The following is a 22,210-nucleotide window of genomic DNA, read 5'->3' as shown; positions in this document are numbered from 1 at the left end:
CTGACGTGCAGGTACATGGGGTGCCTGGGATGCCGTTCCGGGCCGGGCCGAGCCGAAAGGACGGGGGAACGGTGTCGGTACAGGACGACGTCGACGACGTCGGGGAGTTCGCGGCGCTGCTGAGGACGCTGAAGGAGCGCACGGACCGCAGTTACGGTTCACTGGCCCGGCGCCTGGCCATGAACACCTCGACCCTGCACCGCTACTGCGCGGGCGAGGCGGTCCCGCTCGACTTCGCACCCGTGGAGCGCTTCGCCGCCCTGTGCGGGGCGTCAGCGGAGGAACGTCTGGAGCTGCACCGCCGCTGGCTCCTCGCCGTGGCGGCGCGGCAGCGTCCTCGGCCGGCGAGCGCTGCCGGTACGGCGGAGACGGACACGGATACGGACACGGATACGGACACCGGCACCGGCACCGGCACCGGCACCGACATGGTGGACGGCCCTGTCGAAAGCCCTGCGGAAGCGGGCTCACTCCCCGGTCTCCCCTGGTACCGCCGCAGACGCGTCGCGGTCGGACTGGCCGCCGCCTGCGCGGTGTTCGCGGCGCTCGGGAGCCTCGCCGCGCTGCCGGACGGGCGGCGAGCGTCCGCCGGTGACCGGCCCGGCACTGCCGCTCCGGCCCCGTCCGGCACGGCGAAGACGGAAGCCCCGGACGGGAGGAAGAGCCCCTCCCCTCCCCCCAGCGGCACCTCCCCCGCTCCGCGGCGGTCTTCGCCCTCCGCCACCCCGAAGCGGCTGAAGCCCTCCCCGTCACCCTCCGTCCGCACCACCCCACCCGCCGGCGGAACCGCCTCCGGCCCACCCCTCACCTGGTCCGCCGACTCCCAGGCGTGGAAGCTCGGCTGTGGTCACGACTACGTCGTCGCCAAGCCGCCCGCGCAGGTGCCCCCGCCTCCCGTCCCGCAGGACGCCGGGGTCTGGGCCGCGTCGCAGAACGCGGTGCACGGCGGCGAGACGCTCGTGCGGCTGTCCGTGCAGGGGCGGACCGACACGGCCGTCGTGCTGGAGGCGCTGCGCGTTCGCGTGGTGGGGCGCTCGGCACCCGCGCCGGGCAACGCCTATGCCATGGACCAGGGCTGCGGCGGTTCGATCACCCCGCGCTCCTTCGACGTGAACCTGGACAAGGACCGCCCCATCGCCCGCGCGGTGGCCGGGAGCGACGCGGGTACGCCGATCCCGGCGGTGCGCATGCCTTACCGGGTCTCCGCCCGCGACCCCGAGGTGCTGCTGGTCAACGCCAGGACCCACGGGTGCGACTGCCGCTGGTACCTGGAGCTCGACTGGTCCTCCCAGGGCCGCACGGGCACGGTCCGGATCGACGACGCCGGCCGCCCGTTCCGGACCAGCGGCATCAAGGGCCTGCCCCGCTACACGTACGACACCTCCGAACGCCGGTGGGCGCCCTACAGCTAGAGCCTGGGCACGTTGCGCAGGTTGGAGCGGGCCATCTGGACCATGCGGCCGACGCCGCCGTCCAGCACCATCTTGGAGGCGGACAGGGCGAACCCGGTCACCATCTCCGCCTTGATCTTCGGCGGGATGGACAGGGCGTTGGGGTCGGTGACGACGTCGACGAGGGCCGGACCCTTGTGCTTGAAGGCGTCCTTCAGCGCCCCGGCGAGGTCCTTCGGTTTCTCGACGCGTACGCCGTAGGCGCCGCAGGCCTGGGCGACGGCGGCGAAGTCGGGGTTCTTGTTGGTGGTGCCGTAGGACGGGAGTCCGGCGACCAGCATCTCCAGCTCGACCATGCCGAGGGAGGAGTTGTTGAAGAGGACGACCTTGACCGGGAGGTCGTACTGCACCAGCGTCAGGAAGTCGCCCATCAGCATGGAGAAGCCGCCGTCGCCGGACATCGACACGACCTGCCGCTTCCGGTCGGTGAACTGCGCGCCGATCGCCATGGGCAGCGCGTTGGCCATCGAGCCGTGGGAGAAGGAGCCGATGACGCGGCGGCGGCCGTTGGGTGAGATGTAGCGGGCGGCCCAGACGTTGCACATGCCGGTGTCGACGGTGAACACGGCGTCGTCGGAGGCGACTTCGTCGAGCACGGACGCCACGTACTCGGGGTGGATCGGGGTGTGCTTCTCGACCTTGCGGGTGTAGGCCTTCACCACCCCCTCCAGCGCGTCCGCGTGCTTCTTCAGCATCCGTTCGAGGAAGCGGCGGTTGGTCTTCTCCCGCACCCGCGGGATGAGGCAGCGCAGCGTCTCCCGTACGTCGCCCCACACCGCGAGGTCCAGTTTCGAGCGGCGGCCGAGGTGTTCGGGCCGGACGTCGACCTGGGCGATCTTCACGTCGTCGGGCAGGAACGCGTTGTACGGGAAGTCCGTGCCGAGCAGGATCAGCAGGTCGCACTCGTGGGTGGCCTCGTAGGCGGCGCCGTATCCGAGCAGCCCGCTCATCCCGACGTCGAACGGATTGTCGTACTGGATCCACTCCTTGCCGCGCAGGGCGTGCCCCACCGGGGACTTGATCTTCCCGGCGAACTCCATGACCTCGGCGTGCGCGCCGGCCGTGCCGCTGCCGCAGAACAGGGTGACCTTGTCGGCTTCGTCGATCATCTCGACGAGCCGGTCGATCTCGGCGTCGCCGGGACGGACCGTCGGCCGGGAGGTGACCAGCGCGGTCTCGGGGGCCTGTTCCGGGGCGGGCTCATCGGCGATGTCGCCGGGCAGGGAGACGACGCTGACGCCGGAGCGGCCGACGGCGTTCTGGATGGCGGTCTGGAGCAGCCGGGGCATCTGCTTCGGGCTGGAGATCAGCTCGCTGTAGTGGCTGCACTCGGCGAACAGCCGGTCGGGGTGGGTCTCCTGGAAGTAGCCGAGTCCGATCTCGCTGGAGGGGATGTGCGAGGCGAGGGCGAGGACCGGGGCCATGGAGCGGTGGGCGTCGTAGAGGCCGTTGACGAGGTGGAGGTTGCCGGGCCCGCAGGAGCCGGCGCAGGCGGCGAGCTTGCCGGTGATCTGCGCTTCCGCCCCGGCGGCGAAGGCGGCGGTCTCCTCGTGCCGGACGTGGATCCAGTCGATGGCGGAGTTGCGGCGGACGGCGTCGACGATGGGGTTGAGGCTGTCGCCGACGACCCCGTAGAGGCGTTTGACTCCGGCGCGGGTCAGGATGTCGACGAACTGTTCCGCGACGTTCTGTTTGGCCATGTCTCTCGTCTGCCCCTTCGGTCTCCTGGGATCCCTCCGGGTTCCATCAAGTCACAGGTGACGTCCTCACGCCTCCCAAACGGCCGCGGCCGTACGGTCGTCCGCATAACCCTTGACCCGTACTTGGGAATCCGCGAGGAACGCGGCGAGGCCGGGCGGCTCGGGGCGGGACCACCGCTCGGCGAGGTAGTCGCCCAGTTCGGGTTCGCCGCGCAGCGGGTCGGCGAGGCCGGCGCTGCACACCAGGAGCGTGTCACCCGGGCGGGCGACGGAGGTACGGAAGCGGAAGGGTTCGCGGGGTGGCTCCGGGGCCGGTTCGTAGGGGCTGGGCGGGGTCGGGATGCCGAGGTCCATGGTGAGCCGGTCGCCGTCGGGCGTCTCGGAGGGTGGCGATCCGAAGCCCACGACGGGTTCGCCCTTGATCTCGGCGACCTGGGGTTCTATGTCCTGCCACTCGCCGTCCCGCAGCCGGAACAGCCCGCCGGGCCCGACACCGAAGAAGACGCGCGTACGGCACTCGGGATCGGCCGGCAGCAGCAGACAGCGCAGGCCGGCCGCGTACTCCTCCGGGTCGACGCCCTGTTCGGCGGCGCTGGCGCGGAGCTTGCCGAGGCTGCGGTCGGTGAGGCGGTGCAGCCCGGACTTGAGGTCGCCGCGCCGCCCCGCCCTTATGTCCTCCACGAGCCGCGCGTGACTGCGCCCGACGGCCCGCCCGATCCAGTGACACGCCTCGGCGGCGGCTCGGTGCGCCCCCGGCCTGGCCCGGGCCCCGGTCGCCATCGCCACCAGCAGCAGCGCCTGCTCACCGGTGCCGAACCGCGCGGTCAGCAGCGAGTCCCGCCGTGGCTCCCCCCGGTACCGCGCGGAGTCCCCCCGCACGGACACGGCCCGCAACGTACAGGCCCCGTACCGGGCCCCGTCGAGCACGGTGTCCGCGACGAGGTCGTCCAGGTCATCGGGGTCGGCGAGCGGAAGGGCAGTGGGCTCGGCGTCGTAGGTGGGCGGCCGCGAGCCGACGTGCCCCCGGGCCGGGGGGGAGGACACGGGGCGCTCGAACCTGGATCCGGATTGATCGGGCGCGAGGTCGGCGGGCGGTGGTGGGGAGTCGGGGGGCGGAGGTGGGGTGGATGCGGAGCCGGCGGGCGGGGGTGGCGCGAGCGGGGAGCCTACCGGCGGTGGTGGCGTGGGCCCGGAGCCCACGGTCGGGGGTGACGTGGGCGCGGAGCCGACCGGCGGGGGCGGCGTGGACACGGACCCCCCGGACGGGCGTGATGTGGGCGCGGAGCCAGCAGGCGGAGGTGGCGTGGGCCCGGAGCCGAGCGGCGCGGGTGGCGTGGGCCCGGAGCCGACCGGCGGAGGTGGCGTGAATGGGGCGTCCACGGGGGGCGGTGGCGGCGTGGACACGGACCCCCCGGACGGGGGTGACGTGGGCGGGGAGCCGGCAGGCGGTGGTGGCGTGGGCCCGGAGCCCACGGGCGGGGGTGATGTGGACGCGGAGCCGACCGGCGGGGGCGGCGTGGACACGGGCCCCCTGGACGGGGGTGACGCAGGCGCGGAGCCGGCAGGCGCAGGTGGCGTCAGTGGGGGGTCTACGGGGCGTGCTGGTGCCGGCGAACGATCGGCCGGGGCCGGGGACGCGGTCCCGCCGGGCCCGGGGGCGTGGAGCGCGGTCTCCTCAGGCCCGGTCCCGGAGGGCTCGGCGTCGTCCGGCTCGGCTGCGGTGCCGTCGGCCGCTCCGGGGCGCGGCTCGGCTGCCGGGGCCGTGGGACCCCTGGGCGCGGCCCCCGCCGTGGTGGAACCGGTCGCCTCGGGGCTCGGCCAGAAGGGAGGCGTCGGGGGTGGCGGAGGGACCGTCGGTGGGGCGGGGGGCGTTCCCTCCGGCCCCTGCCGTTTCGTCGTGGTCGGGAAGGTCACCGGGCCCGTGGGGCGCGCGGGCGGCGGTTCCCAGGGGGCGCGCTGGGGTGACGGGCGGGAGGCGCGTGGGGTGTCCAGGAGGTCGTCGGCCCCCGCCCGCGGCGCCGGAACCACTGGCTCGGAGACGGCCCTCTCCCCCGCCCCGGCCCCTGGAGCACTCCGGCCCTCCACCGCCCCCGCCGCCGAGGCGAAACGGTCGTCGAGGGAATCGGGTGCGGGTGTGGGGCCCGTGTCGCCGGTGGAGTCGTCGTACAACTGCCCCCACCAGTCGTCCTCGGGACCGGTGGGCCTTCCCCCCTGCTGGCTCATGCCCCTAATTGTCCACCGCACAGGCCGGATGAAAACGGGGCTTGTGGAAAAACCGGCCTCTTCCGGCACCGGGAACCCGTGCGTCGGGTGAGCCGTGGAACAGTCATGCGATAGGAGGGCCGATCACCGGACGCGACCGGCTGACCTGCGGGTCTGGGTCACGACCACGCTTCTGACCTGCGCCTTCTTCCGTGTTCCGGCAGGCTGGTCAGATGGGAGTGTGGGACCTCCTGCTGGTCGGGCTGGTCATCCTGCTCGGTCTGTACGGAGTGCTGCTGCCCGCGGTGCCCGGATCACTGCTGGTGTGGGCCGCGGTCATGTGGTGGGCCCTGAAGGATCCGCAGCCCGTCGCCTGGTGGATCCTGGTGGGAGTCACGGCCCTGATGTTCGTCTCCCAGGGCGTGCGCTGGGCCCTGCCGCCCCGGCGGCTGCGGGCGAGCCGCGCCACCCACCGCATGCTGTCCTACGCCGGAGCGGGATCCACCCTCGGTTTCGTCCTGCTCCCGGTGATCGGCTCGATCCCCGGCTTTCTGGCCGGTATCTACCTCGCCGAACGTCTCCGCCTGGGCCGCCACGCCGAGGCCGTCGCGGCGGTGCGCACGGTGATGCGCTCGGGCGGCTCCGGCGTGCTGGCGGAACTGTTCACCTGCCAGCTGGTCGCGGCGGCCTGGGTGGGCGCCGTGTTCGGTGCCTGAGAGCGCCCGGCCCCTACAGCACCTTCTCGTGCGTCAGCAGCCGTACCTTGCGCTCCAGGCCGCCCGCATAACCGGTCAGTGTCCCGTCGGCCCCGATCACCCGGTGGCACGGCCGGACGACCAGCAGCGGATTGGCGCCGATCGCCCCGCCCACGGCCCGCACGGCGGCCCTGGGCGCTCCGATGCGCGCGGCGATCTCGCCGTAGGTGACGGTCGAGCCGTAGGGGATGTCGTCCAGCGCGGCCCAGACCTTCTCCCGGAAGACGGAGCCGTCGGTGCGCCACGTCAGCCGGAACTCCTTCAGTTCCCCGGCGAAGTAGGCGGCGAGCTGCTCCGCGGCCTCCCGGAAGGGCCCTGGGTCCTGCCGCCAGTCGTCCTCCACCCCGCGTCCGCCCTTCTGACCGGGTACGGACAGCGAGGTCAGCGCACCGTCCGGAGCGGCGGTGAGGAGCAGCGGCCCGAGCGGGGAGGCCACGTTCGTCCAGTACGTCGAGGTCATCACAACTCCCACTTCCCTGCTGCGCGCAGGTGGTTCAGGGCGTACGAGCGCCAGGGGCGCCAGCTGTCGGGGACGTCGGCGCCGGGTGGGGCGACGTCGGGGTCGCCGAGGGCGCGGGTGCGGATCTCGGCGATGGTGCGGGTGTCCAGGCCGGGCACGGCGCGCAGGGCGTCCTGCGCGTCGTCGCGGTCGGCCCCCGGGTCCAGGCGTACGGCGTGGTCGGCGAGGGCGGCGGTGAGCGCGCCGAGGGTGCCGCCGGGTTCGGCGCCCGCGAGCACGGCCGGTTCGGGGAACAGGTGGGTGAGGCTGCCGCAGGGGGCGTCGAGGGCCTTGCCGTAGTGCCGTACGAGCCGTTCCGCCTCCGTCCGGCCGACGAGTGCGCGTACCGCGAGTTCCTCCGGATCGGCGGTACCCGGCGAGCGCAGGCCGGGCCGGGCGGCGACCAGGGGCGCGAGCACCGGGTCGGCGCCGAGGCGCTCGTCGACGGCGTAGGGGTCGGCGTCGAGGTCGAACTGCCGCCGCAGCCGCTGCACGGCGGTGGTGAGGTCGCGGGGGTCGGTGAGGTGCAGCCGGGCGTGGAGCCAGCCGCCCGGGTGGGCGCCGGATCCGGTCCGGGCGGTGCCGGGGCGTTCGTCGACGGCGACGATGCCGGTGCCGTACGGCAGGCGCAGCGTGCGCCGGTAGGTGCGCGCGCCGGGCGGGCCGCCGACCTCTTCGACGCCGGGCACGGCCTCGCGTGCCAGCAGGTCGAAGACGGGGCCGGCCTGGTAGGGGCCGCGGTGGGCGAGCCGGAGCGGGATGCCGGCGTCCGGGGTGGCGGTACGTCGGGCCCGGCCGTTCTTCGGCGTTGCGGCGGCGCGCAGCTCGCTCGGGGTAGACGCGTAAACGGCCCGGATGGTGTCGTTGAACTGCCGGACGCTGGCGAAGCCCGAGGCGAACGCGATCTCGGTGATCGGCAGGTCGGTGGTCTGCACGAGGACGCGCGCGGTGTGGGCCCGCTGGGCCCGGGCGAGGGCGACCGGCCCGGCACCGAGTTCCGCGGTGAGCTGGCGCTGCACCTGCCGCGCGCTGTAGCCGAGCCGTCCGGCGAGCCCGGCGACGCCCTCGCAGTCGACCACGCCGTCGGCGATCAGCCGCATGGCCCGGCCCACCACGTCCGCGCGGACGTTCCATTCGGCGGAGCCGGGCACGGCGTCCGGGCGGCACCGCCGGCAGGCCCGGAAGCCCGAGCCCTGCGCGGCGGCGGCCGTGGCGAAGAACCGTACGTTGGCCCGCTTCGGGGTGACCGCGGGGCAGCTCGGCCGGCAGTAGATGCCGGTCGTCTCGACGGCGAAGAAGAAGGCGCCGTCGAAACGCCCGTCACGACTGCGTACGGCCTCGTACCTGGGGTCTTCCCCCGTGTCTGCGTCCCTCACGGTGTCCAGTCTCCGCCGTCGGCGGGACTCCTGCTGGCGGAAATCGGACACGACGCTCGGGACGCCATGCCGTTACGAACGCCAGTGCGCTCCGCGCTTCGCCTCCATCGCGGCCCGTCCGATCGCACCCTTGCGCTTCCAGTCCTTGCGGATCTCCGCGCGGAGCCGGGCGTCCGTCTTGGCGACGATGCGCTGGTTCTCCCGCAGGAGCTTGCGGTAGCTGTGCAGCCGCCGCTCGGGCAGGTCGCCCTCCTCGACGGCGGCCAGCACGGCACAGCCCGGCTCGGCCTCGTGGGCGCAGTCGTGGAAGCGGCACCGCTCGGCCAGTTCCTCGATCTCGGAGAACACCTGCCCGACGCCGGTCCCGGCGTCCCACAGGCCGACGCCCCGCAGTCCGGGCGTGTCGATCAGGACGCCCCCGCCGGGCAGCGCGAGCAGGTTGCGGGTCGTCGTGGTGTGCCGGCCCTTGCCGTCGACGTCCCGGGTGGTCTGGACGGTCATGACGTCCTCGCCGAGCAGCGCGTTGGCGAGGGTGGACTTGCCCGCGCCGGACTGCCCGAGCAGTACGGACGTCCCCCCGGCGACGATCGCCGCGACCACGTCGAGACCGGCGCCGTCGACGGCGCTGACGGGCACCACCGGCACGCCGGGCGCGCTGGTCTCCACGTCCTGGACGAGGTGGGCGAGGGTGACGGCGTCCGGCACGAGGTCGGCCTTGGTGAGGACGACCAGGGGCTGTGCCCCGGATTCCCAGGCGAGCGCGAGAAACCGTTCGATACGGCCGAGGTCGAGCTCGCCGGTGAGGGGCACGGCGACGATGGCGTGGTCGACGTTGGCCGCGAGGATCTGCCCCTCGGACCGCTTGGAGGAGGTGGAGCGGATGAACGCGGTGCGGCGCGGCAGGTAGGCGCGGACGTAGCGCGGGTTCCCGCCGGGTTCGACGGCGACCCAGTCGCCGGTGCAGACGACCCGCATCGGGTCGTGCGGCGTGACGAAGGCGGTGTCGGCCCGCAGCACTCCGTCTGCGGTGACGACGTCGCACTGCCCGCGGTCGACCCGGATCACGCGTCCGGGCAGCAGTCCTTCGGTGTCGTACGGGGCGAACTCGTCCGCCCACGCGTCGTCCCAGCCGTAGGGAGCGAGCGCGGCGGAAACGGAGGAAGCAGAGCTGGAAGTCAAGGGTGACCCTTCTCAGGTCGGCCCCCGGCCCGACAGTCGGTCGGATCAGCCGGCGGCCACGGAGGTGGACGTGATGGATTCCTGGATGCGGGCAGCGCCCATCGCAATGACAGCCATCGGTCAACACCTCCTCGATCCTCGACTCTTCGTGTTCCCCCGGCACTTCGTGGAACGGGCGTCACGCTACCCCGTCACGGGCCGGCCGCGTCAACTGCTTTTCGCACAGTCCTGCCCGTTCAGCGTGAAGTCGTACGGCGGGGAGTTCTTGCCGCGCCAGGAGGCGATCAAGCCGAAGGCCAGGTCGCCGCCCGCGGGGACCGCCTTGTTGTAGTCGGCGGCGGTGGCGGTGACGCGGGAGCCGTCCTGGGAGACGGAGGCGTCCCACATCTGGCCGACCTGCTGGCCGTCGCGGAAGGACCAGGACACGCGCCAGGAGTCGAGGGGCTTGCTGCTGGTGACGGTGACGGTGGCCTGGAAGCCGTCGGGCCACTGGTTGACCAGGTCGTACTCGACCCGGCAGGTGGGGCTCTCGCTCTCGCGGTCCTCCGTGGGAGTGGAGGTGCCCTGCGGTTCGGTGTGGCGGTTTCGGCCCTCGGGTTTGGCCGGTTTCTCCGATTTGCCGGTGTTCTCGGTGGCGTTGCCGGCCGGCTTCGAGGTCGCGGGAGGCAGGTCGGGGGCGGACGGCAGGGGCGGGTCGGGGTTGGGGTCGGCCACCGGCTGCCGGCCTGCGTCGCCGCGTACCCCGAGGTCGTCGCCGGAGCCACCGAAGGGCATCATCGAGACGCCGAGCGCGAGGACGGAGACCAGGACGGCGGCGACCAGGAGGCCGTTGCGGGCGACGCGCGCCTTCTGCTCCCCCTCCTCCGGTTCTCCCGTCGCCTTGTCCGCCGCGTCGGGCCGGCCGACGCCGAGCCGTACCTCGGCGGCACGGCGGCGGCGCTCCAGGTAGGCCAGGCCGCCCCAGCCGATCACCCCGCCGGCCAGTGCCCCGGGCAGTCCGCCGCCGTGCAGCCGCAGACAGGCGGCGGCCTCGGCGCACTGGACGCAGGTGGCGAGGTGCCGGGAGAGGTCGCCCGGGGTGTCGGCGGCACAGGAGCGGGTGACGGCGTCCAGCAGCCGGGCGTAGCTGCGGCACTGGGCGTCCATCGGGGTGTCGAGGTGGTTGCGGTGGCAGCGGTCCCGGAACAGGGTGCGCACCTGCTGGAGTTCGTCGCCGGCGGTGGCCGGGTCGAGGCCCAGGCGGCGGGCGACCACGGACAGCGGCAGCGCCTCCACCTCGGCCAGCCACAGCAGTTCGGCGTCGGCCTGCTGGAGGTCGCGCAGGCCGCGCAGCGCGAGCGGGCGCGTCAGGGGCGGGCCGGTGAAGCGGGCGGCCTTGTCCGAGTTGAGCCACAGGCGCAGGTCGGGGTCGAGTTTGTGGCCCTGCCCCTCCTCTTCCCAGGCTGCGGCCGTGGTGCGGACGGCGGTCAGCAGCAGGGGTATCCGGGGCAGCCGGGCCGCGCGGCGGCCGGCGTTTCTGGCCTGGCCGGTCTCGGCCGCGCGGGCCTCACGTGTGCCGTGTGCGAAGGCCTCGCGGCCCAACTGTGCGGCGGCGGCGGAGCCGGACGTGCACAGGTCGGCGTACGCGAGGACCGCGTCCCAGCACTCGGAGAACAGCGCTGCCTCGGCGGCGTCCTGAGGGGTCGGCAGGTCGGGCATGGGTCTCCTGCATCCACGAGCGAGGTCAACTCACCACTTCGGCAATGGAGTTGGGGGAAACCTCGCGGCAGGGCAAGAGCTTTTCACGCCACCCACACAACTGACAAGCGCCCTGTTCAGATGTCAGGGCAGGGCGGCAGGCCCCCACGGCTCCGGCCTTTGCATGCCGTACGGACACGGCCGCCCTGTGACTCAACGCCGTACCGCAATGATGGACGACGTCATCGAAGCGTTATCAAACGGCGGTGGGTTCGTCCGCCGGGAGGCTGTCCATGAAGGAGCTGACGGAGAAGACCGCGTTGCCGGCGCCGGGCGGGCCGTAGCCGGGGGGCGAGGAGAGGCCGAAGTCCTCCATGGTCTGCCGGTACGCCTGGAGCAGGCGGATGTGGTACTCCAGCGGCGCACCCTGGGGGTTGGCCTTGCCGAGGGGCGTCGTGGGCTCCGGGCACCAGGTGGTGAAGCGGGGCGTGATGCCGTGCGACATGAAGAAGCGCAGACCCTCGGCGGTGGAGGCGATGGCCTCGTCGACCGTCTTGAAGCCGAAGGGCTCGGCCATCTCGACTCCGGCGACGAAGTTCGGGATGACGTTGCGCGCGCCGAAGATCTCCGCCGAGTCCAGGATGCGCTTGTGCCACTCGTCGCGGCCGACGTAGCGCTCCTTGCCGGGGCAGTACATCTTGAACAGGTACTCGTCCCACACCTCGTAGTTGGGGTGGTAGATCTGCACGCCGTAGTCCTTGAAGCGCTGGACGTCGTCGCGCGGCAGCGCCTGGGCGACGACCTTGCCGATCCACCGGCCGGGGAAGCGCTCCTCGATGGCCTTGGCGTAGTGGCCGTAGAAGTCGGCCTCGTCGCGGCCGGAGACCGTCTTGGTGATGGCGCCGCCGGTGAGGGTGTAGGCGGTGGAGGCCTTCGCCGTGTCGTAACGGTCGATGATCTCCAGGGCCTCCAGGACCTCCTCGACGTCCTTGACCCCGGTGTACGGGCGCCCGGCGGCCTTGTGCTGGCGCCAGTTGTGGTTGATGTCGCAGTACTGGCACTCCTCCTTGGCGCCGAAGTACTGGCAGACCCGGAAGACGGTCAGGTAGATCAGGTAGCCCCACTGGATGGTCGGGGCCACCTCCATGACCGACTTCCCGCTGGCGAGGGTGTGCCGGTAGTACTCGGGCATCGGCGGCACGCCGACGTCGGAGATGCGTTTGCCGTCGAGGTAGAGGCCGAGCACGCCGTCCTCGTTCGCGGCGACGCGGTACGGCGAGGAGGGGTTCACGCGCACCGAGACGACGGTCCGGCGCAGGTCGTAGGGGCCGCCGGTGAGGATGATCTCCTCCGGCGGGCGGCGCAGCGCGGCCTCGCCCAGCTCGGGCAGGGTGCCGTGGTCGAAGGAGAAGATGAAGTACGACTTCGGCTTGACCTCGCCGCCCTCGTTGTCGCTGAGCGCGGACGGGTCGAAGGCCACACCGCCCCGGAGCAGGTCCTCCTTGAAGACGGCCTCCCGCGGGACGTGCGGGAAACGCTCCATCAGATCCTCGACCAGCGCGGTACGGCTGCCGCTGCCCATGCCGTGTCTCCTCCCGGTTCGGACGTACGACTCCTCACGGTATGCCCATGGGTGTGCGAGGCCGGGACCGGGTCCCCCTGACCCGGACGAATGTCCCTTATATCCGCGAGTTACCGCCGGCTCGCGATCAGCGGCGTGACGCACTGTAGCGTGCCGACTCGCGGTGGATCACAGCCGCGGGCACGAAGGAGCGGGGATGTCAGGAATACGCAGCCGAAGGATCACACCACTGAGCAGGATGGGCGGCCTGGCCGTCGACCCGTGGAAGTCGGCGCGGCGCACGGCCGGGGTGGCGGCGTTCGGATGGGCGTCCGCGGCGGCCATCACCGGCCTCGCGTACCTGACCTTGGGCTCGGAGGCGGTCCCCATCATGGTCGGGGTGGCCCTGTGCATCACCTTCGCCGTGTTCTTGCTCCTTCTCCACCGAGCCGTGTGGCTGACCGCACTGTCCGCGGTGCCCGCGTTGTTCGTCCTCGTCGGGGCCGTCCAGTACGCGCCCGAGGCGGCCCTGGAACAGCGTGGCGTGCGCGAGAGCGTGGTGATCGTGGCCGACAGCGCGGCCGGCACGTCGAGTGAAAACCATCGCTTCACCCTCCGGGGCACGGACGGAAAGGAACTGGAGGAGAAGCTGGGGTTCGACGGTGACGCCTGGGCTCCGGAGGTGGGTGACCGGCTCGACGTCATCCGCGACCCCGAGGGCGCCGTCCCGATGGAACAAGCGGATGACGTCGATGCCGCGGGCCGGCTGGGCGGCCTGATCGGCGGCACGGTGACGTGGACGCTGATGGCGGTGCTGGCGGGCTGGCGCGGCCATGTCCGCCGCCGCCGGGGGCGCGACTCCCTGATGTACCAGCTCCTGTGACCCGGAGCGAGCGTGAGCAGCGCGCCGCCGGGACCGATGCGCTCACCGGGGGGTGTCTCCTGTTGCTCGTGCTGCTGGCGGACGCGGGGGCCGCATTTCTGGTCGTCCTCCTGCTCGCGGTACGGGGGCTGGGCCGGATGGACGCCGGCGCCGGGCAGCACCCGGCCGGCCCGCCGCCCACGGACTGGGTGCCGCTGCTGTCCTTCGGGGCCCTGGCCCTGGCCGTGGGAGTGACGGGCGTCCTGCTGCTGCGGGTCGGGAACCGGTTCACCGGAGCGGTCCAACCGGTGCTGTGCGTCCTCCTTGCGGGCCACGCGCTGAGGTCATGGCCCTGACTCGGGAACGCTCAAGGCGGCCTAGGCCTCGCGCTCCAGTGCCGCCGGGTCGACCGCGTACGCCAGTTTCCCGCCGGTCAGCAGCCGTTCCGCCTCCTCGGCGACCGTCAGGCCGAGGCGGGCCAGCTCATTGCCCTGGGAGCCCGCGAGGTGCGGGGTGACGAAGGCTCCGGGCAGGTCGTAGAGGGGCGAGTCGGTGGGCAGCGGCTCGGGGTCGGTGACGTCGAGGATCGCGGTCAGGCGCCCGGCGCGCAGCTCCGCCACGAGGGCGTCGTGGTCGACCAGGGCGCCGCGCGCGGTGTTGATGAGCACCGCCCCGTCGGGCATCAGGGCCAACTCGCGGCGGCCGATCAGATGGTGGGTCTCGGGCGTCTCGGGGGCGTGCACGGTGACGATGCCGGACGTGCGCAGCAGGTCGTCCAGCGGCAGCAGGGGGACGCCGAGCGCGGCGGCCTCCCGCTCGTCGACGTACGGGTCGGTGAGGACGGGCCGCAGATCGAAGGGGCGGAGCAGTTCGAGGACGCGGCGGCCGATGCGGGAGGCGCCGATGACACCGACGCGGCGGCCGTAGTTGCCGATGCCGGGGACGACGCCCCAGCCGGAGGAGGTGCGGGTGGTGCGCATCCGGTCGCGGGCGGCGAGCACGTCCTTCCCGGCGAGCAGGATCATGGCGAGGGTGTACTCGGCGACCGGCAGCGCGTTGGCGGCGGCGGCCGAGGAGACGGCGATGCCGCGCCGCCAGATCCCGGGGGTGGCGAAGGACTTGACCGAGCCGGCCGAGTGCAGCACGGCGCGCAGCCGGGGAGCCGCGTCGAGGACCGCCTCGTCGAGCCGGGGGCAGCCCCAGCCGGTCACCAGGATCTCGGTCCGGGCCAGCGCGTCGCGCACGCCGGGGTCGGCGAAGTCCCGCACCACGAGCGCCGGGTCGATGTCCACGGACTCCCGCAGCCGGGAAAGCACCTCGGGCGGGAAGACCTGCGGCACGTTCTCGGCGGTCATGGCGAACAGTGCCTGGGGGCGCTGGCTCAAGGAGGTGACCTTCCGGCTCGGAGAAGGGATGGGGGCAAGGGCTGGCGGATGAAGGCCGGTCCGGTTTGCCACTTGGGACGGCTCGCTCGGAATGCCGGTAGAAACCGCTCTCTACCGCTCTGTCCACGGTAGACCGAGCCGGGCGGCAGCGGCAACGGAGGGCGGGCCGGGGTAGGTTCCGGCAGGGGGCTTTCCCGGTCCCCGCCGTTTCGGGGAAGGACGACGCGATGAACGGGACCGTGACCAACTGGGCGGGGAACATCACCTACGCGGCCAAGGAACTGCACCGGCCGGGCTCGCTCACCGCGCTGCGCTCGCTCGTCGCGGACAGCGACCGGGTGCGGGTGCTGGGCAGCGGACACTCGTTCAACGAGATCGCCGAGCCGGGCGCCGAGGGCGCCCTGCTGTCGCTGGCCGACCTGCCGCAGGAGGTGGACGTCGACACGGCGGCCCGCACGGTGCGGGTCGGCGGCGGCGTGCGCTACGCGGAACTGGCCCGCCGGGTGCACGAGCAGGGGCTCGCCCTGCACAACATGGCGTCCCTGCCGCACATCTCGGTGGCCGGGTCGGTCGCGACCGGCACCCATGGCTCGGGCGTGCTCAACGGCCCGCTCTCGGCGGCCGTGCGCGAGGTGGAGCTGGTCACGGCGGACGGCTCCACGGTGACCATAGGCCGCGACGAGGAGCGGTTCGGCGGGGCCGTCACCTCGCTCGGCGCGCTCGGCGTGGTCACCGCGCTCACCCTCGACCTGGAGCCCACCTTCGAGGTCGAGCAGCACGTGTTCACCGAACTGCCCTTCGCGGGGCTGGACTCCGGCACGTTCGAGACGGTGATGGCGACGGCGTACAGCGTCAGCCTGTTCACCGACTGGCGCGCGCCGGGCTTTAGGCAGGTGTGGCTCAAGCGGCGCTCCGACCAGCCGCTGCCCGCCTTCCCCTGGGCCTCCCCCGCCACCGGGAAGATGCACCCCGTGCCGGGGATGCCCGCGGTCAACTGCACCGAGCAGTTCGGTGTGCCGGGGCCGTGGCACGAGCGGCTGCCGCATTTCCGGGCGGAGTTCGTCCCGAGCAGCGGGGCGGAGCTGCAGTCGGAGTACCTGCTGCCGCGCGGGCACGCCGTCGAGATGCTGCACGCACTCGACGCGATCCGGGAGACCATCGCCCCCGTCCTGCAGACCTGCGAGGTGCGCACGGTCGCCGGCGACGACCAGTGGCTGAGCCCCTCCTTCGGCCGGGACACCGTCGCGGCGCACTTCACCTGGGTCGAGGACACACCGGCGGTGCTGCCGGTGGTACGGCGGGTGGAGGAGGCGCTGGAGCCGTTCGGGGCGCGGCCGCACTGGGGGAAGGTGTTCACCGTGCCCGCGTCCGCTCTGCGCGGGCTGTATCCGCGGCTCGGTGATTTCCGGGCGCTGGCGCGGGAGCTGGACCCGGAGGGGACGTTCGCCAACGCCTTCGTGCGGGACCTACTGCGGGAGGCGTAGCGGCCCCGAGGGACGACGCGCAGCGGTCCGCGCGTCAGGTCCTGGCGTGCGGCCGGCCGCGGTCGCCGGGGGGCGTGGCGCGGTCGGCCTCGTCCTGGACGAGCAGGGAGAGCAGCGACGCCACGGTCAGGCCGGCCTCGGCGGGGTGACGCAGCACCTTGCCGGGGTCGATCCGGTAGGTGTTGGTGCGGCCCTCCCGGGTGTGGGAGAGATAACCGTCCTGTTCCAGATCGGCGATGATCTTCTGCACGGCGCGTTCGGTGAGCCGGCAGTGCGCCGCGATGTCCCGGATACGGGCGTTGTGGTTGTCGGCGATGGCCGCCAGCACCCGGGCATGGTTGGTGAGAAACGTCCATCCGGTGTGTGGCTCGGGCACTCCATCCATACGCCCAACTCTACCGACCAGGCGTACACGTATTCAAAAACACGTACTGCGTTTCATGTATTGGTTGACGTGTGTGGGGTAGAGGGGCAACGCTGGAAAGTGGAGGAACGGCGAACAGACAAGGGAGAACGGGGCCATGCCGGACCCTGCGCACTCGGTGACGGCGATCCCGCCCTGCATGGCGACCATGGACGTCATGCCGGACGGCGACCGGATGACCGTCACCGTGTGGGGTGAACTCGACCTGGGCAGCCGGCGGCTGCTGCCGGACCTGCACGACATCCTCACGCTGTCGGGCAGCGGCATCGACCTGCGTCTGGACGCCGTCGGGTTCTGCGACTGCTCCGGGCTCAACGTGCTGCTCGACCTGCGGCTGCGCGCCCTCGACGAGGACAAGACGGTCACCGTCCGTTCCAGCGGCCGCGCGGTCGAGCGCCTGCTCGACCTGACCGGCACGCGGGAGCTGTTCGCGGCGCCGGGCCAGCACCAGGACGGCGCACACCCCGCCACCGGGGGCCAGCCCGGCCAGGAGGCGGCCGACGACCAGGAAACCCGCGCGGACGACCGGGAACTCCGCGCCGAAGTCACCCAGCTGCGACGGGCCATGCAGACCCGGCCGACCATAGACCTGGCCCGCGGCATCCTGATGGCCTCCTTCGGCCTGAGCCCCGAGAGGGCCTGGAGCGTGCTGGTGAGGACCTCCCAGAACACCAACACCAAGCTGCACCATCTCGCCCGGGACCTGGTGGGCACCGTGCACGGCGGCACGCTGCCCGAGCCGGTGCAGCAGCAACTCGCGGCGGCGGTCGCCGGCACGGCGCCCCGGAGCGGGGCGGCGGAGGACGGCACCGGCGTCCTCTGAGGCATCATGAGCAGGCTGCCCGCGGCTGCCGACCGGCCACCAACCGGCCACCACCGGCTCTCACCAGGAGCGCACTTTATAAAGCCCCTTTCCTAACCCCTTGTCGAAAGTCCCGGCAGCCCATAGCCTTGCGCCGCGCCGGTGCCGACGTCGACCCGGCCCGAGCCGGTCTGGGAAGGGATGGGCACCCCGGTGAAGCGCACGTCACGAGACATCCGCACCGCGAACCGCTATGAGGTGCTGCGCCAGATCATCGCCGAGTCACCGACCTCCCGGCAGGAGCTGGCGGCCGCCACCGGCCTCAGTCTGGCCACGGTCGCCACACTCGTCGGCGAACTGCTCGACCTCCGCATGATCACGGAGGTCGGCTTCGAGGACTCGGCCGGCGGCCGCCCCCGCGGGCTGGTCGCGGTCAACAGCTCGGGGGGCGCGCTGATCGGCGTCGACATCGCCGAGACCTACGTCCATGTCGAGCTGTTCGACCTGGGGCTGAACGTCCTCGCCCGCGCCGAGGAGGACGTCCGCGCCGGTGAGAGCCTGCCGGAGCAGGTTGTGGGCCATGTGGCCGCCGCGGTCGGCTCGGTGGTGACCCAGGCCGGCATCGAGGGCGCCCGGGTGCTCGGGGTCGGGGTGAGCGTGCCGGGGCAGGTGGACCGCGCCACCGGCACCTCGGAGTACGCGCCCAACTGGGACTGGCACGACGTACCCCTGCTCGACCTGCTCACCGAGCACATCGCCTATCCCCTGTACCTGGACAACCCGCTGCGGGCCAGCGCGGTGGCCGAGCTGTGGTTCGGGGCCGCGCGCGGGCGGGGGAACGCCGTCGTGGTCAACCTCGGGACCGGGGTCGGCGCCGGGCTCGTCCTGGGCGGCGGGCTGCACCGCGGCGTGAGCAACAGCGCCGGGGAGTGGGGCCACACCACGATGGTGCTGGACGGACGCCTGTGCCGCTGCGGCAACCACGGCTGCGTGGAGACGTACGTCGGTGCGCGCGGCATCATGCTGAACCTGCGTGAGATCGGCCCGGACAGCGCGCTGCTGCATCCGGACGACCAGACGGCGACCATCGACGCGCTGGCCCGCGGGGTCGCGGCGGACGACCCGGTGGCGCGCCGGGCCGTTCACGAGACCGCGCGCTACCTGGGCGCCGGCGTCGCCGACCTGGTGAACCTGTTCAACCCCGAGATCGTCGTGCTGAGCAGCTGGGTCGCCCGCACCCTGGGCGAACCGCTGCTGCACGAGGTGCGCGAGGCCGTCGCCCGGCACGCGCTGCCGCGGCCGCTGGCCGCCACCGAGATCGTCCTCTCCCCGATCCCCACCGACCCGGTGTGCCTGGGCGCGGCGACGTTCGCGCTCGAAGGGGCGCTCCAGGCCGTCGGGCAGAAGAACGGCACACGCACCACCCCGGCAAAGAGCACCACCCGCGCGCGGAGCCGCACCACCGCTCCACCCTCGTAACGGCGGAATCAACTCCTCCGCCACTCCCGCTTGTTCGAAATCGCGAACCGGACACAACGCTTCGAACAGACTTCGTCCAACCCCTTGCCGAAGCCTTAGCCGAAGCTCTAGCGTCCCGCACCGCACCTCTCTTTGAGCCATCTGGCGCGAGCCCCCGGGCCGTGAGCCATCAGGCAGTGAGCCGCAGAGCCGCAGCCGCACTCGAGACAAGGACGTCAGCATGTCGGCATCGAGCAACATGAACTGGGACCGCCGCAACGTACTGCGGGCCGCGATGGGCCTGGCCGCCGCCGGCGGACTGGCCGCGTGCGGCAGCAACACCGGACGGGGCGGTGGGTCCGGGTCGGGCACCAACCTGGTGCAGATGTTCCACGCGTACGGCGAGGCAGGCACCGAGCAGGCCATCAAGCGGTACGCCAAGGCCTACAAGGGCGCCAACGTGACCACGCAGTGGATCACCAGCTCGGACTTCGAGAGCAAGCTCTTCTCGGCCCTGCTCACCAAGAACGCCCCGGACCTCTTCGAGTTCCACCCGCAGATCCAGATGGTCAAGAGCGGCCAGGTGGCGGATCTGACCGACATCATCGAGCCGGTCAAGGACGACTTCAACCCGGCCGACATCAAGTCGCACACGGTCGACGGCAAGATATACGGCGTCCGGATGATCGACGACCCGCAGTTCTTCTTCTACCGGAAGTCGATGCTGGACAAGGCGGGCGTCAAGGTCCCGACCACGCTCGACGAGCTGATGGAGGCCGCCGCCAAGCTCACCACCGGCAAGGTCAAGGGCCTGTACCTGGGCAACGACCTGCACAACATCATCAACCCGATGATCTGGTCGGCCGGAGCGGACACCCTCAACGAGAAGAACGAGATCGCATACCACACCCCGGCTGTCATCGAGGGCATCAAGAAGATGCGCAAGCTGTTCACCAGCGGCGACCTCCTCCTCGGCGCTCCGACGGAGTCCTGGGACCCGTCCTCGTTCAACCAGGGCCTGTGCGCCATCCAGTGGTGCGGCATGTGGGCGATGCCAGCGATCCAGGACGCGCTCGGCGACGACTGGGGCGTCTTCCCCTTCCCGAAGACCGTCGACTCCGGCAAGCAGTCGGTCTACAACGGCGGCTGGTCGATGTTCGTCAACGCCAAGAGCAAGAACGTCGACGCGGCCAAGGAATACGTCAAGTGGCTGTGGATCGACCAGAAGCAGTACCAGGAGGACTGGGCCACCTCTTACGGCTTCCACATCCCGCCGCGCACCTCGCTCGCCAAGTCGGCCGACAAGCTCAAGTCGGGCAACGCCGCTGAAGGCGTCAAGCTCTTCAACGAGTTCGGCCACTTCGACAACATCGGCTGGACCCAGGCCATGATCACCGCCCTGGAGGACGTGTTCGCCAACTCCGTCCGCAAGAGCATGGACCCGGAGAAGGCCCTCGACAAGGCCGACGCGGCCGTCAACCGCGAGCTCAAGAAGCTGTTCGGATAGGTCGCGGGACGGAAACACGACATGTCGACGACCACCAAGCTCGACCTCGCGAGCCCCGCCACGGCGAAGGCCTCTCCGGCCAAGCCGCGGCGGGGTCTGCGGGGCAGCCCCACCGTCAACTTCTGGCTCTTCACCGGGCCGTTCCTGATCGGTCTGGCGATCTTCGTCTACGCGCCGATCCTCTGGAGCCTGTGGCTCAGCTTCTTCGAGGCCCGCTTCACCGTCACGCCCGACAAGTTCGTCGGCTTCGACAACTACGTGTACATGCTGACGAACGACGACTTCGTCGGCTCGCTCGGCACCTTCACCGTCTTCGCCGCGTTCATCGTGCCCACCACCTGGGCTCTGTCCCTGGGGCTCGCCCTGCTGGTGAACCGGATGCGCTTCATGCGGGCGTTCTTCCGTTCGGTCTTCTTCCTGCCGACCGCGGTCAGCTACGTCGCCGCGGCGCTGATCTGGAAGATGTCCATCTTCAGCGGGGTCCGCTTCGGCCTGATGAACACGGTGCTCGGCTGGTTCGGCATCGAGAACATCGCCTGGCTGATCGACCCCAACCCGCCCTGGTACTGGCTGGTCATCGTGACCGCCCGACTGTGGCTGCAGTCCGGCTTCTACATGATCCTGTTCATCGCCGCCCTGCAGAACATCCCGGACGAGCTGTACGAGGCCGCCGCCATCGACGGCGCCAAGCCGGGCTGGCAGACCTTCCGGTACATCACCCTGCCCCAGCTGCGCGCCACGTCCACAGCCGTGATCCTGCTGCTGCTCATCGCCGCCTACCAGGCCTTCGACGAGTTCTTCAACCTGCTGTCGAAGACCACCTGGGGCCGCCCGCCCCTCGTCGAGCTGTACTACAAGGCCCTGGGCGAGAGCCAGGACTACGGCGCCGGCAGCGCGGGGGCGCTGATTCTGACTGTGCTGATCTGTGCCGTGACCCTGCTCCAGGGCAAGATCATGGGCTTCGGAAGGGGGGACGAGTCCAAGTGACCACCATGCCCGAGGTGCGGGAGTCCGCGCCGGCATCCGGCAAGCCCCACCGCGTCAAGCGCGGTGGCGGCGTGATGAGCTCCACCGGCCTCTACATCGCGACGGGCGTCGCGGGCTTCCTCTTCCTGGTCCCGTTCTACATTCTCGTCCGCAACGCCCTCTCCACCGACGCCGAGATCACCGGAGAGAACTGGAAGTTCTTCCCCACGGACATCCAGTGGGGCAACATCAGCGAGCTGTTCAGCGACGAGACGGTCCCTTTCGCCCAGTCCCTGTGGAACTCTGCGGTCGTGGCCACGCTGCACACCGTCGGCGTCCTGCTGGTGTGCTCCCTCGCGGGCTACGGGCTCGCCCGCATCCCATACAAGCACGCCAACAAAGTGTTCTACGCCGTCCTGGGCACCCTGATGGTCCCGACCGCGGTCACCTTCGTCCCCAGCTTCGTGCTGGTGTCGTCGCTCGGCTGGGTGGACACCTACCGGGGTCTCATCGTTCCGGGCCTGTTCAGTGGTTTCACCTGCTTCCTGTTCCGGCAGTACTTCCTGGGGTTCCCCAAGGAGCTGGAGGAGGCGGCGCGCGTGGACGGACTGGGCTACTGGGGTGCGTACTGGCGCATCGTGGTGCCCAACTCGCTGAACTTCTTCGCAGCGATGGCCACGATCACCTTCATCCAGGGCTGGAACGCCTTCCTGTGGCCCCTGGTCATCGGTCAGGACCCCGGCGCGTGGACCGTCCAGGTCGCGCTCTCCAGCTACATGACCAACCAGACCGTCGTCTTCCACATGATCTTCATGGCCACGGCCATTTCCATCCTGCCCCTGGTGTTCGTGTTCCTCTTCCTCCAGCGCTGGCTGGTGCAGGGGATCGCCCAGACCGGCATCAAGGGCTGAGCAAGGAGACC

19 protein-coding genes are annotated in these 22,210 nt (G+C 71.6%); 10 read left to right on the top strand and 9 right to left on the bottom strand.

The features are described from left to right. Window positions 1-71 precede the first annotated feature (71 nt). Window positions 72-1,412 (top strand): helix-turn-helix transcriptional regulator, encoded by a 1,341-nt coding sequence (locus tag ABZ192_RS14105; RefSeq protein WP_356924748.1) that lies wholly within the window; start codon window positions 72-74, stop codon window positions 1,410-1,412. Here the strand turns inward: ABZ192_RS14105 and ABZ192_RS14100 are convergent. Further along, window positions 1,409-3,151: a pyruvate dehydrogenase gene (locus tag ABZ192_RS14100; protein ID WP_356924747.1), complete on the bottom strand. Its 1,743-nt coding sequence runs from the start codon at window positions 3,149-3,151 to the stop codon at window positions 1,409-1,411. The genes ABZ192_RS14105 and ABZ192_RS14100 overlap by 4 nt on opposite strands. Window positions 3,152-3,217: 66 nt before the next feature. After that, window positions 3,218-5,374, bottom strand: a complete 2,157-nt coding sequence (locus ABZ192_RS14095; protein ID WP_356924746.1) for a protein phosphatase 2C domain-containing protein — start codon at window positions 5,372-5,374, stop codon at window positions 3,218-3,220. 212 nt (window positions 5,375-5,586) lie between these two features. Between ABZ192_RS14095 and ABZ192_RS14090 the strand changes: the two genes are divergently transcribed. Next, a complete protein-coding gene (locus ABZ192_RS14090) occupies window positions 5,587-6,069 on the top strand; it encodes a DUF456 domain-containing protein (protein WP_356924745.1) in 483 nt (160 codons plus the stop codon). Between the two features lie 13 nt (window positions 6,070-6,082). Here the strand turns inward: ABZ192_RS14090 and ABZ192_RS14085 are convergent, their stop codons facing one another. The 5 genes from ABZ192_RS14085 to ABZ192_RS14065 all read right to left on the bottom strand — a co-directional run bounded on the left by ABZ192_RS14085 (window position 6,083) and on the right by ABZ192_RS14065 (window position 12,421). Then, on the bottom strand, window positions 6,083-6,568 hold the full coding sequence (locus tag ABZ192_RS14085; RefSeq protein ID WP_356924744.1) for a methylated-DNA--[protein]-cysteine S-methyltransferase: 486 nt from the start codon (window positions 6,566-6,568) through the stop codon (window positions 6,083-6,085). Continuing rightward, window positions 6,568-7,983, bottom strand: coding sequence for an AlkA N-terminal domain-containing protein (locus ABZ192_RS14080; protein WP_356924743.1), 1,416 nt, complete (start codon window positions 7,981-7,983; stop codon window positions 6,568-6,570). Before ABZ192_RS14080 ends, ABZ192_RS14085 begins: the two co-directional genes overlap by 1 nt. 72 nt (window positions 7,984-8,055) lie before the next feature. After that, window positions 8,056-9,162, bottom strand: a complete 1,107-nt coding sequence (rsgA, locus tag ABZ192_RS14075) for a ribosome small subunit-dependent GTPase A (RefSeq protein ID WP_356924742.1) — start codon at window positions 9,160-9,162, stop codon at window positions 8,056-8,058. 207 nt (window positions 9,163-9,369) lie between these two features. Further along, complete coding sequence (locus tag ABZ192_RS14070) at window positions 9,370-10,860, bottom strand: cellulose-binding domain-containing protein (protein WP_356924741.1); 1,491 nt, start codon at window positions 10,858-10,860, stop codon at window positions 9,370-9,372. 235 nt (window positions 10,861-11,095) lie between these two features. Next, window positions 11,096-12,421 (bottom strand): radical SAM protein, encoded by a 1,326-nt coding sequence (locus ABZ192_RS14065; RefSeq protein WP_356924740.1) that lies wholly within the window; start codon window positions 12,419-12,421, stop codon window positions 11,096-11,098. 196 nt (window positions 12,422-12,617) lie between these two features. Between ABZ192_RS14065 and ABZ192_RS14060 the strand changes: the two genes are divergently transcribed. Both ABZ192_RS14060 and ABZ192_RS14055 read left to right on the top strand, forming a co-directional pair. Beyond that, on the top strand, window positions 12,618-13,283 hold the full coding sequence (locus ABZ192_RS14060) for a hypothetical protein (protein ID WP_356924739.1): 666 nt from the start codon (window positions 12,618-12,620) through the stop codon (window positions 13,281-13,283). After that, entirely contained in the window at window positions 13,280-13,618 is a 339-nt protein-coding gene (locus ABZ192_RS14055; RefSeq protein WP_356924738.1) for an inner-membrane translocator, read from the top strand. Before ABZ192_RS14060 ends, ABZ192_RS14055 begins: the two co-directional genes overlap by 4 nt. A gap of 21 nt (window positions 13,619-13,639) precedes the next feature. On the opposite strand, the gene ABZ192_RS14050 is transcribed toward ABZ192_RS14055, so the two are convergent. Continuing rightward, the gene (locus ABZ192_RS14050; protein ID WP_356924737.1) at window positions 13,640-14,647 is read right to left on the bottom strand and encodes a hydroxyacid dehydrogenase; all 1,008 of its coding nucleotides are present in this window, start codon (window positions 14,645-14,647) and stop codon (window positions 13,640-13,642) included. A 227-nt stretch (window positions 14,648-14,874) separates the two neighbouring features. Between ABZ192_RS14050 and ABZ192_RS14045 the strand changes: the two genes are divergently transcribed. After that, on the top strand, window positions 14,875-16,131 hold the full coding sequence (locus ABZ192_RS14045) for a D-arabinono-1,4-lactone oxidase (RefSeq protein WP_356924736.1): 1,257 nt from the start codon (window positions 14,875-14,877) through the stop codon (window positions 16,129-16,131). A 34-nt stretch (window positions 16,132-16,165) separates the two neighbouring features. Here ABZ192_RS14045 and ABZ192_RS14040 read toward each other — a convergent pair whose 3' ends face one another. After that, complete coding sequence (locus tag ABZ192_RS14040) at window positions 16,166-16,516, bottom strand: helix-turn-helix domain-containing protein (protein ID WP_356924735.1); 351 nt, start codon at window positions 16,514-16,516, stop codon at window positions 16,166-16,168. Window positions 16,517-16,652: 136 nt separating this feature from the next. On the opposite strand from ABZ192_RS14040, the gene ABZ192_RS14035 reads away from it, so the two are divergent. The 5 genes from ABZ192_RS14035 (at window position 16,653) to ABZ192_RS14015 (ending at window position 22,199) form a co-directional block, all read left to right on the top strand. After that, window positions 16,653-17,378, top strand: a complete 726-nt coding sequence (locus ABZ192_RS14035; RefSeq protein ID WP_356924734.1) for an ANTAR domain-containing protein — start codon at window positions 16,653-16,655, stop codon at window positions 17,376-17,378. Window positions 17,379-17,558: 180 nt separating this feature from the next. Beyond that, a complete protein-coding gene (locus ABZ192_RS14030; RefSeq protein ID WP_356924843.1) occupies window positions 17,559-18,836 on the top strand; it encodes an ROK family transcriptional regulator in 1,278 nt (425 codons plus the stop codon). A gap of 220 nt (window positions 18,837-19,056) precedes the next feature. After that, window positions 19,057-20,322, top strand: coding sequence for a sugar ABC transporter substrate-binding protein (locus ABZ192_RS14025; RefSeq protein WP_356924733.1), 1,266 nt, complete (start codon window positions 19,057-19,059; stop codon window positions 20,320-20,322). A 21-nt stretch (window positions 20,323-20,343) separates the two neighbouring features. Further along, complete coding sequence (locus ABZ192_RS14020) at window positions 20,344-21,309, top strand: sugar ABC transporter permease (protein ID WP_356924732.1); 966 nt, start codon at window positions 20,344-20,346, stop codon at window positions 21,307-21,309. A 5-nt stretch (window positions 21,310-21,314) separates the two neighbouring features. Next, window positions 21,315-22,199: a carbohydrate ABC transporter permease gene (locus ABZ192_RS14015; protein ID WP_356924842.1), complete on the top strand. Its 885-nt coding sequence runs from the start codon at window positions 21,315-21,317 to the stop codon at window positions 22,197-22,199. Window positions 22,200-22,210: the final 11 nt, after the last annotated feature.

Source organism: Streptomyces sp. NPDC006235 (genome assembly GCF_040613735.1).
Classification (GTDB): Bacteria; Actinomycetota; Actinomycetes; order Streptomycetales; family Streptomycetaceae; genus Streptomyces.
This window is presented reverse-complemented; position numbering and strand designations above follow the sequence as displayed.

Bases quoted from the DNA above. Each gene is read 5' to 3' on its own strand.
- ABZ192_RS14100 (WP_356924747.1), bottom strand. From the start codon at position 3,151: ATGGCCAAACAGAACGTCGCGGAACAGTTCGTCGACATCCTGACCCGC.
- ABZ192_RS14095 (WP_356924746.1), bottom strand. From the start codon at position 5,374: ATGAGCCAGCAGGGGGGAAGGCCCACCGGTCCCGAGGACGACTGGTGG.
- ABZ192_RS14090 (WP_356924745.1), top strand. From the start codon at position 5,587: ATGGGAGTGTGGGACCTCCTGCTGGTCGGGCTGGTCATCCTGCTCGGT.
- ABZ192_RS14085 (WP_356924744.1), bottom strand. From the start codon at position 6,568: ATGACCTCGACGTACTGGACGAACGTGGCCTCCCCGCTCGGGCCGCTG.
- ABZ192_RS14070 (WP_356924741.1), bottom strand. From the start codon at position 10,860: ATGCCCGACCTGCCGACCCCTCAGGACGCCGCCGAGGCAGCGCTGTTC.
- ABZ192_RS14065 (WP_356924740.1), bottom strand. From the start codon at position 12,421: ATGGGCAGCGGCAGCCGTACCGCGCTGGTCGAGGATCTGATGGAGCGT.
- ABZ192_RS14060 (WP_356924739.1), top strand. From the start codon at position 12,618: ATGTCAGGAATACGCAGCCGAAGGATCACACCACTGAGCAGGATGGGC.
- ABZ192_RS14045 (WP_356924736.1), top strand. From the start codon at position 14,875: ATGAACGGGACCGTGACCAACTGGGCGGGGAACATCACCTACGCGGCC.
- ABZ192_RS14040 (WP_356924735.1), bottom strand. From the start codon at position 16,516: ATGGATGGAGTGCCCGAGCCACACACCGGATGGACGTTTCTCACCAAC.
- ABZ192_RS14035 (WP_356924734.1), top strand. From the start codon at position 16,653: ATGCCGGACCCTGCGCACTCGGTGACGGCGATCCCGCCCTGCATGGCG.
- ABZ192_RS14030 (WP_356924843.1), top strand. From the start codon at position 17,559: ATGGGCACCCCGGTGAAGCGCACGTCACGAGACATCCGCACCGCGAAC.
- ABZ192_RS14025 (WP_356924733.1), top strand. From the start codon at position 19,057: ATGTCGGCATCGAGCAACATGAACTGGGACCGCCGCAACGTACTGCGG.
- ABZ192_RS14020 (WP_356924732.1), top strand. From the start codon at position 20,344: ATGTCGACGACCACCAAGCTCGACCTCGCGAGCCCCGCCACGGCGAAG.
- ABZ192_RS14015 (WP_356924842.1), top strand. From the start codon at position 21,315: ATGCCCGAGGTGCGGGAGTCCGCGCCGGCATCCGGCAAGCCCCACCGC.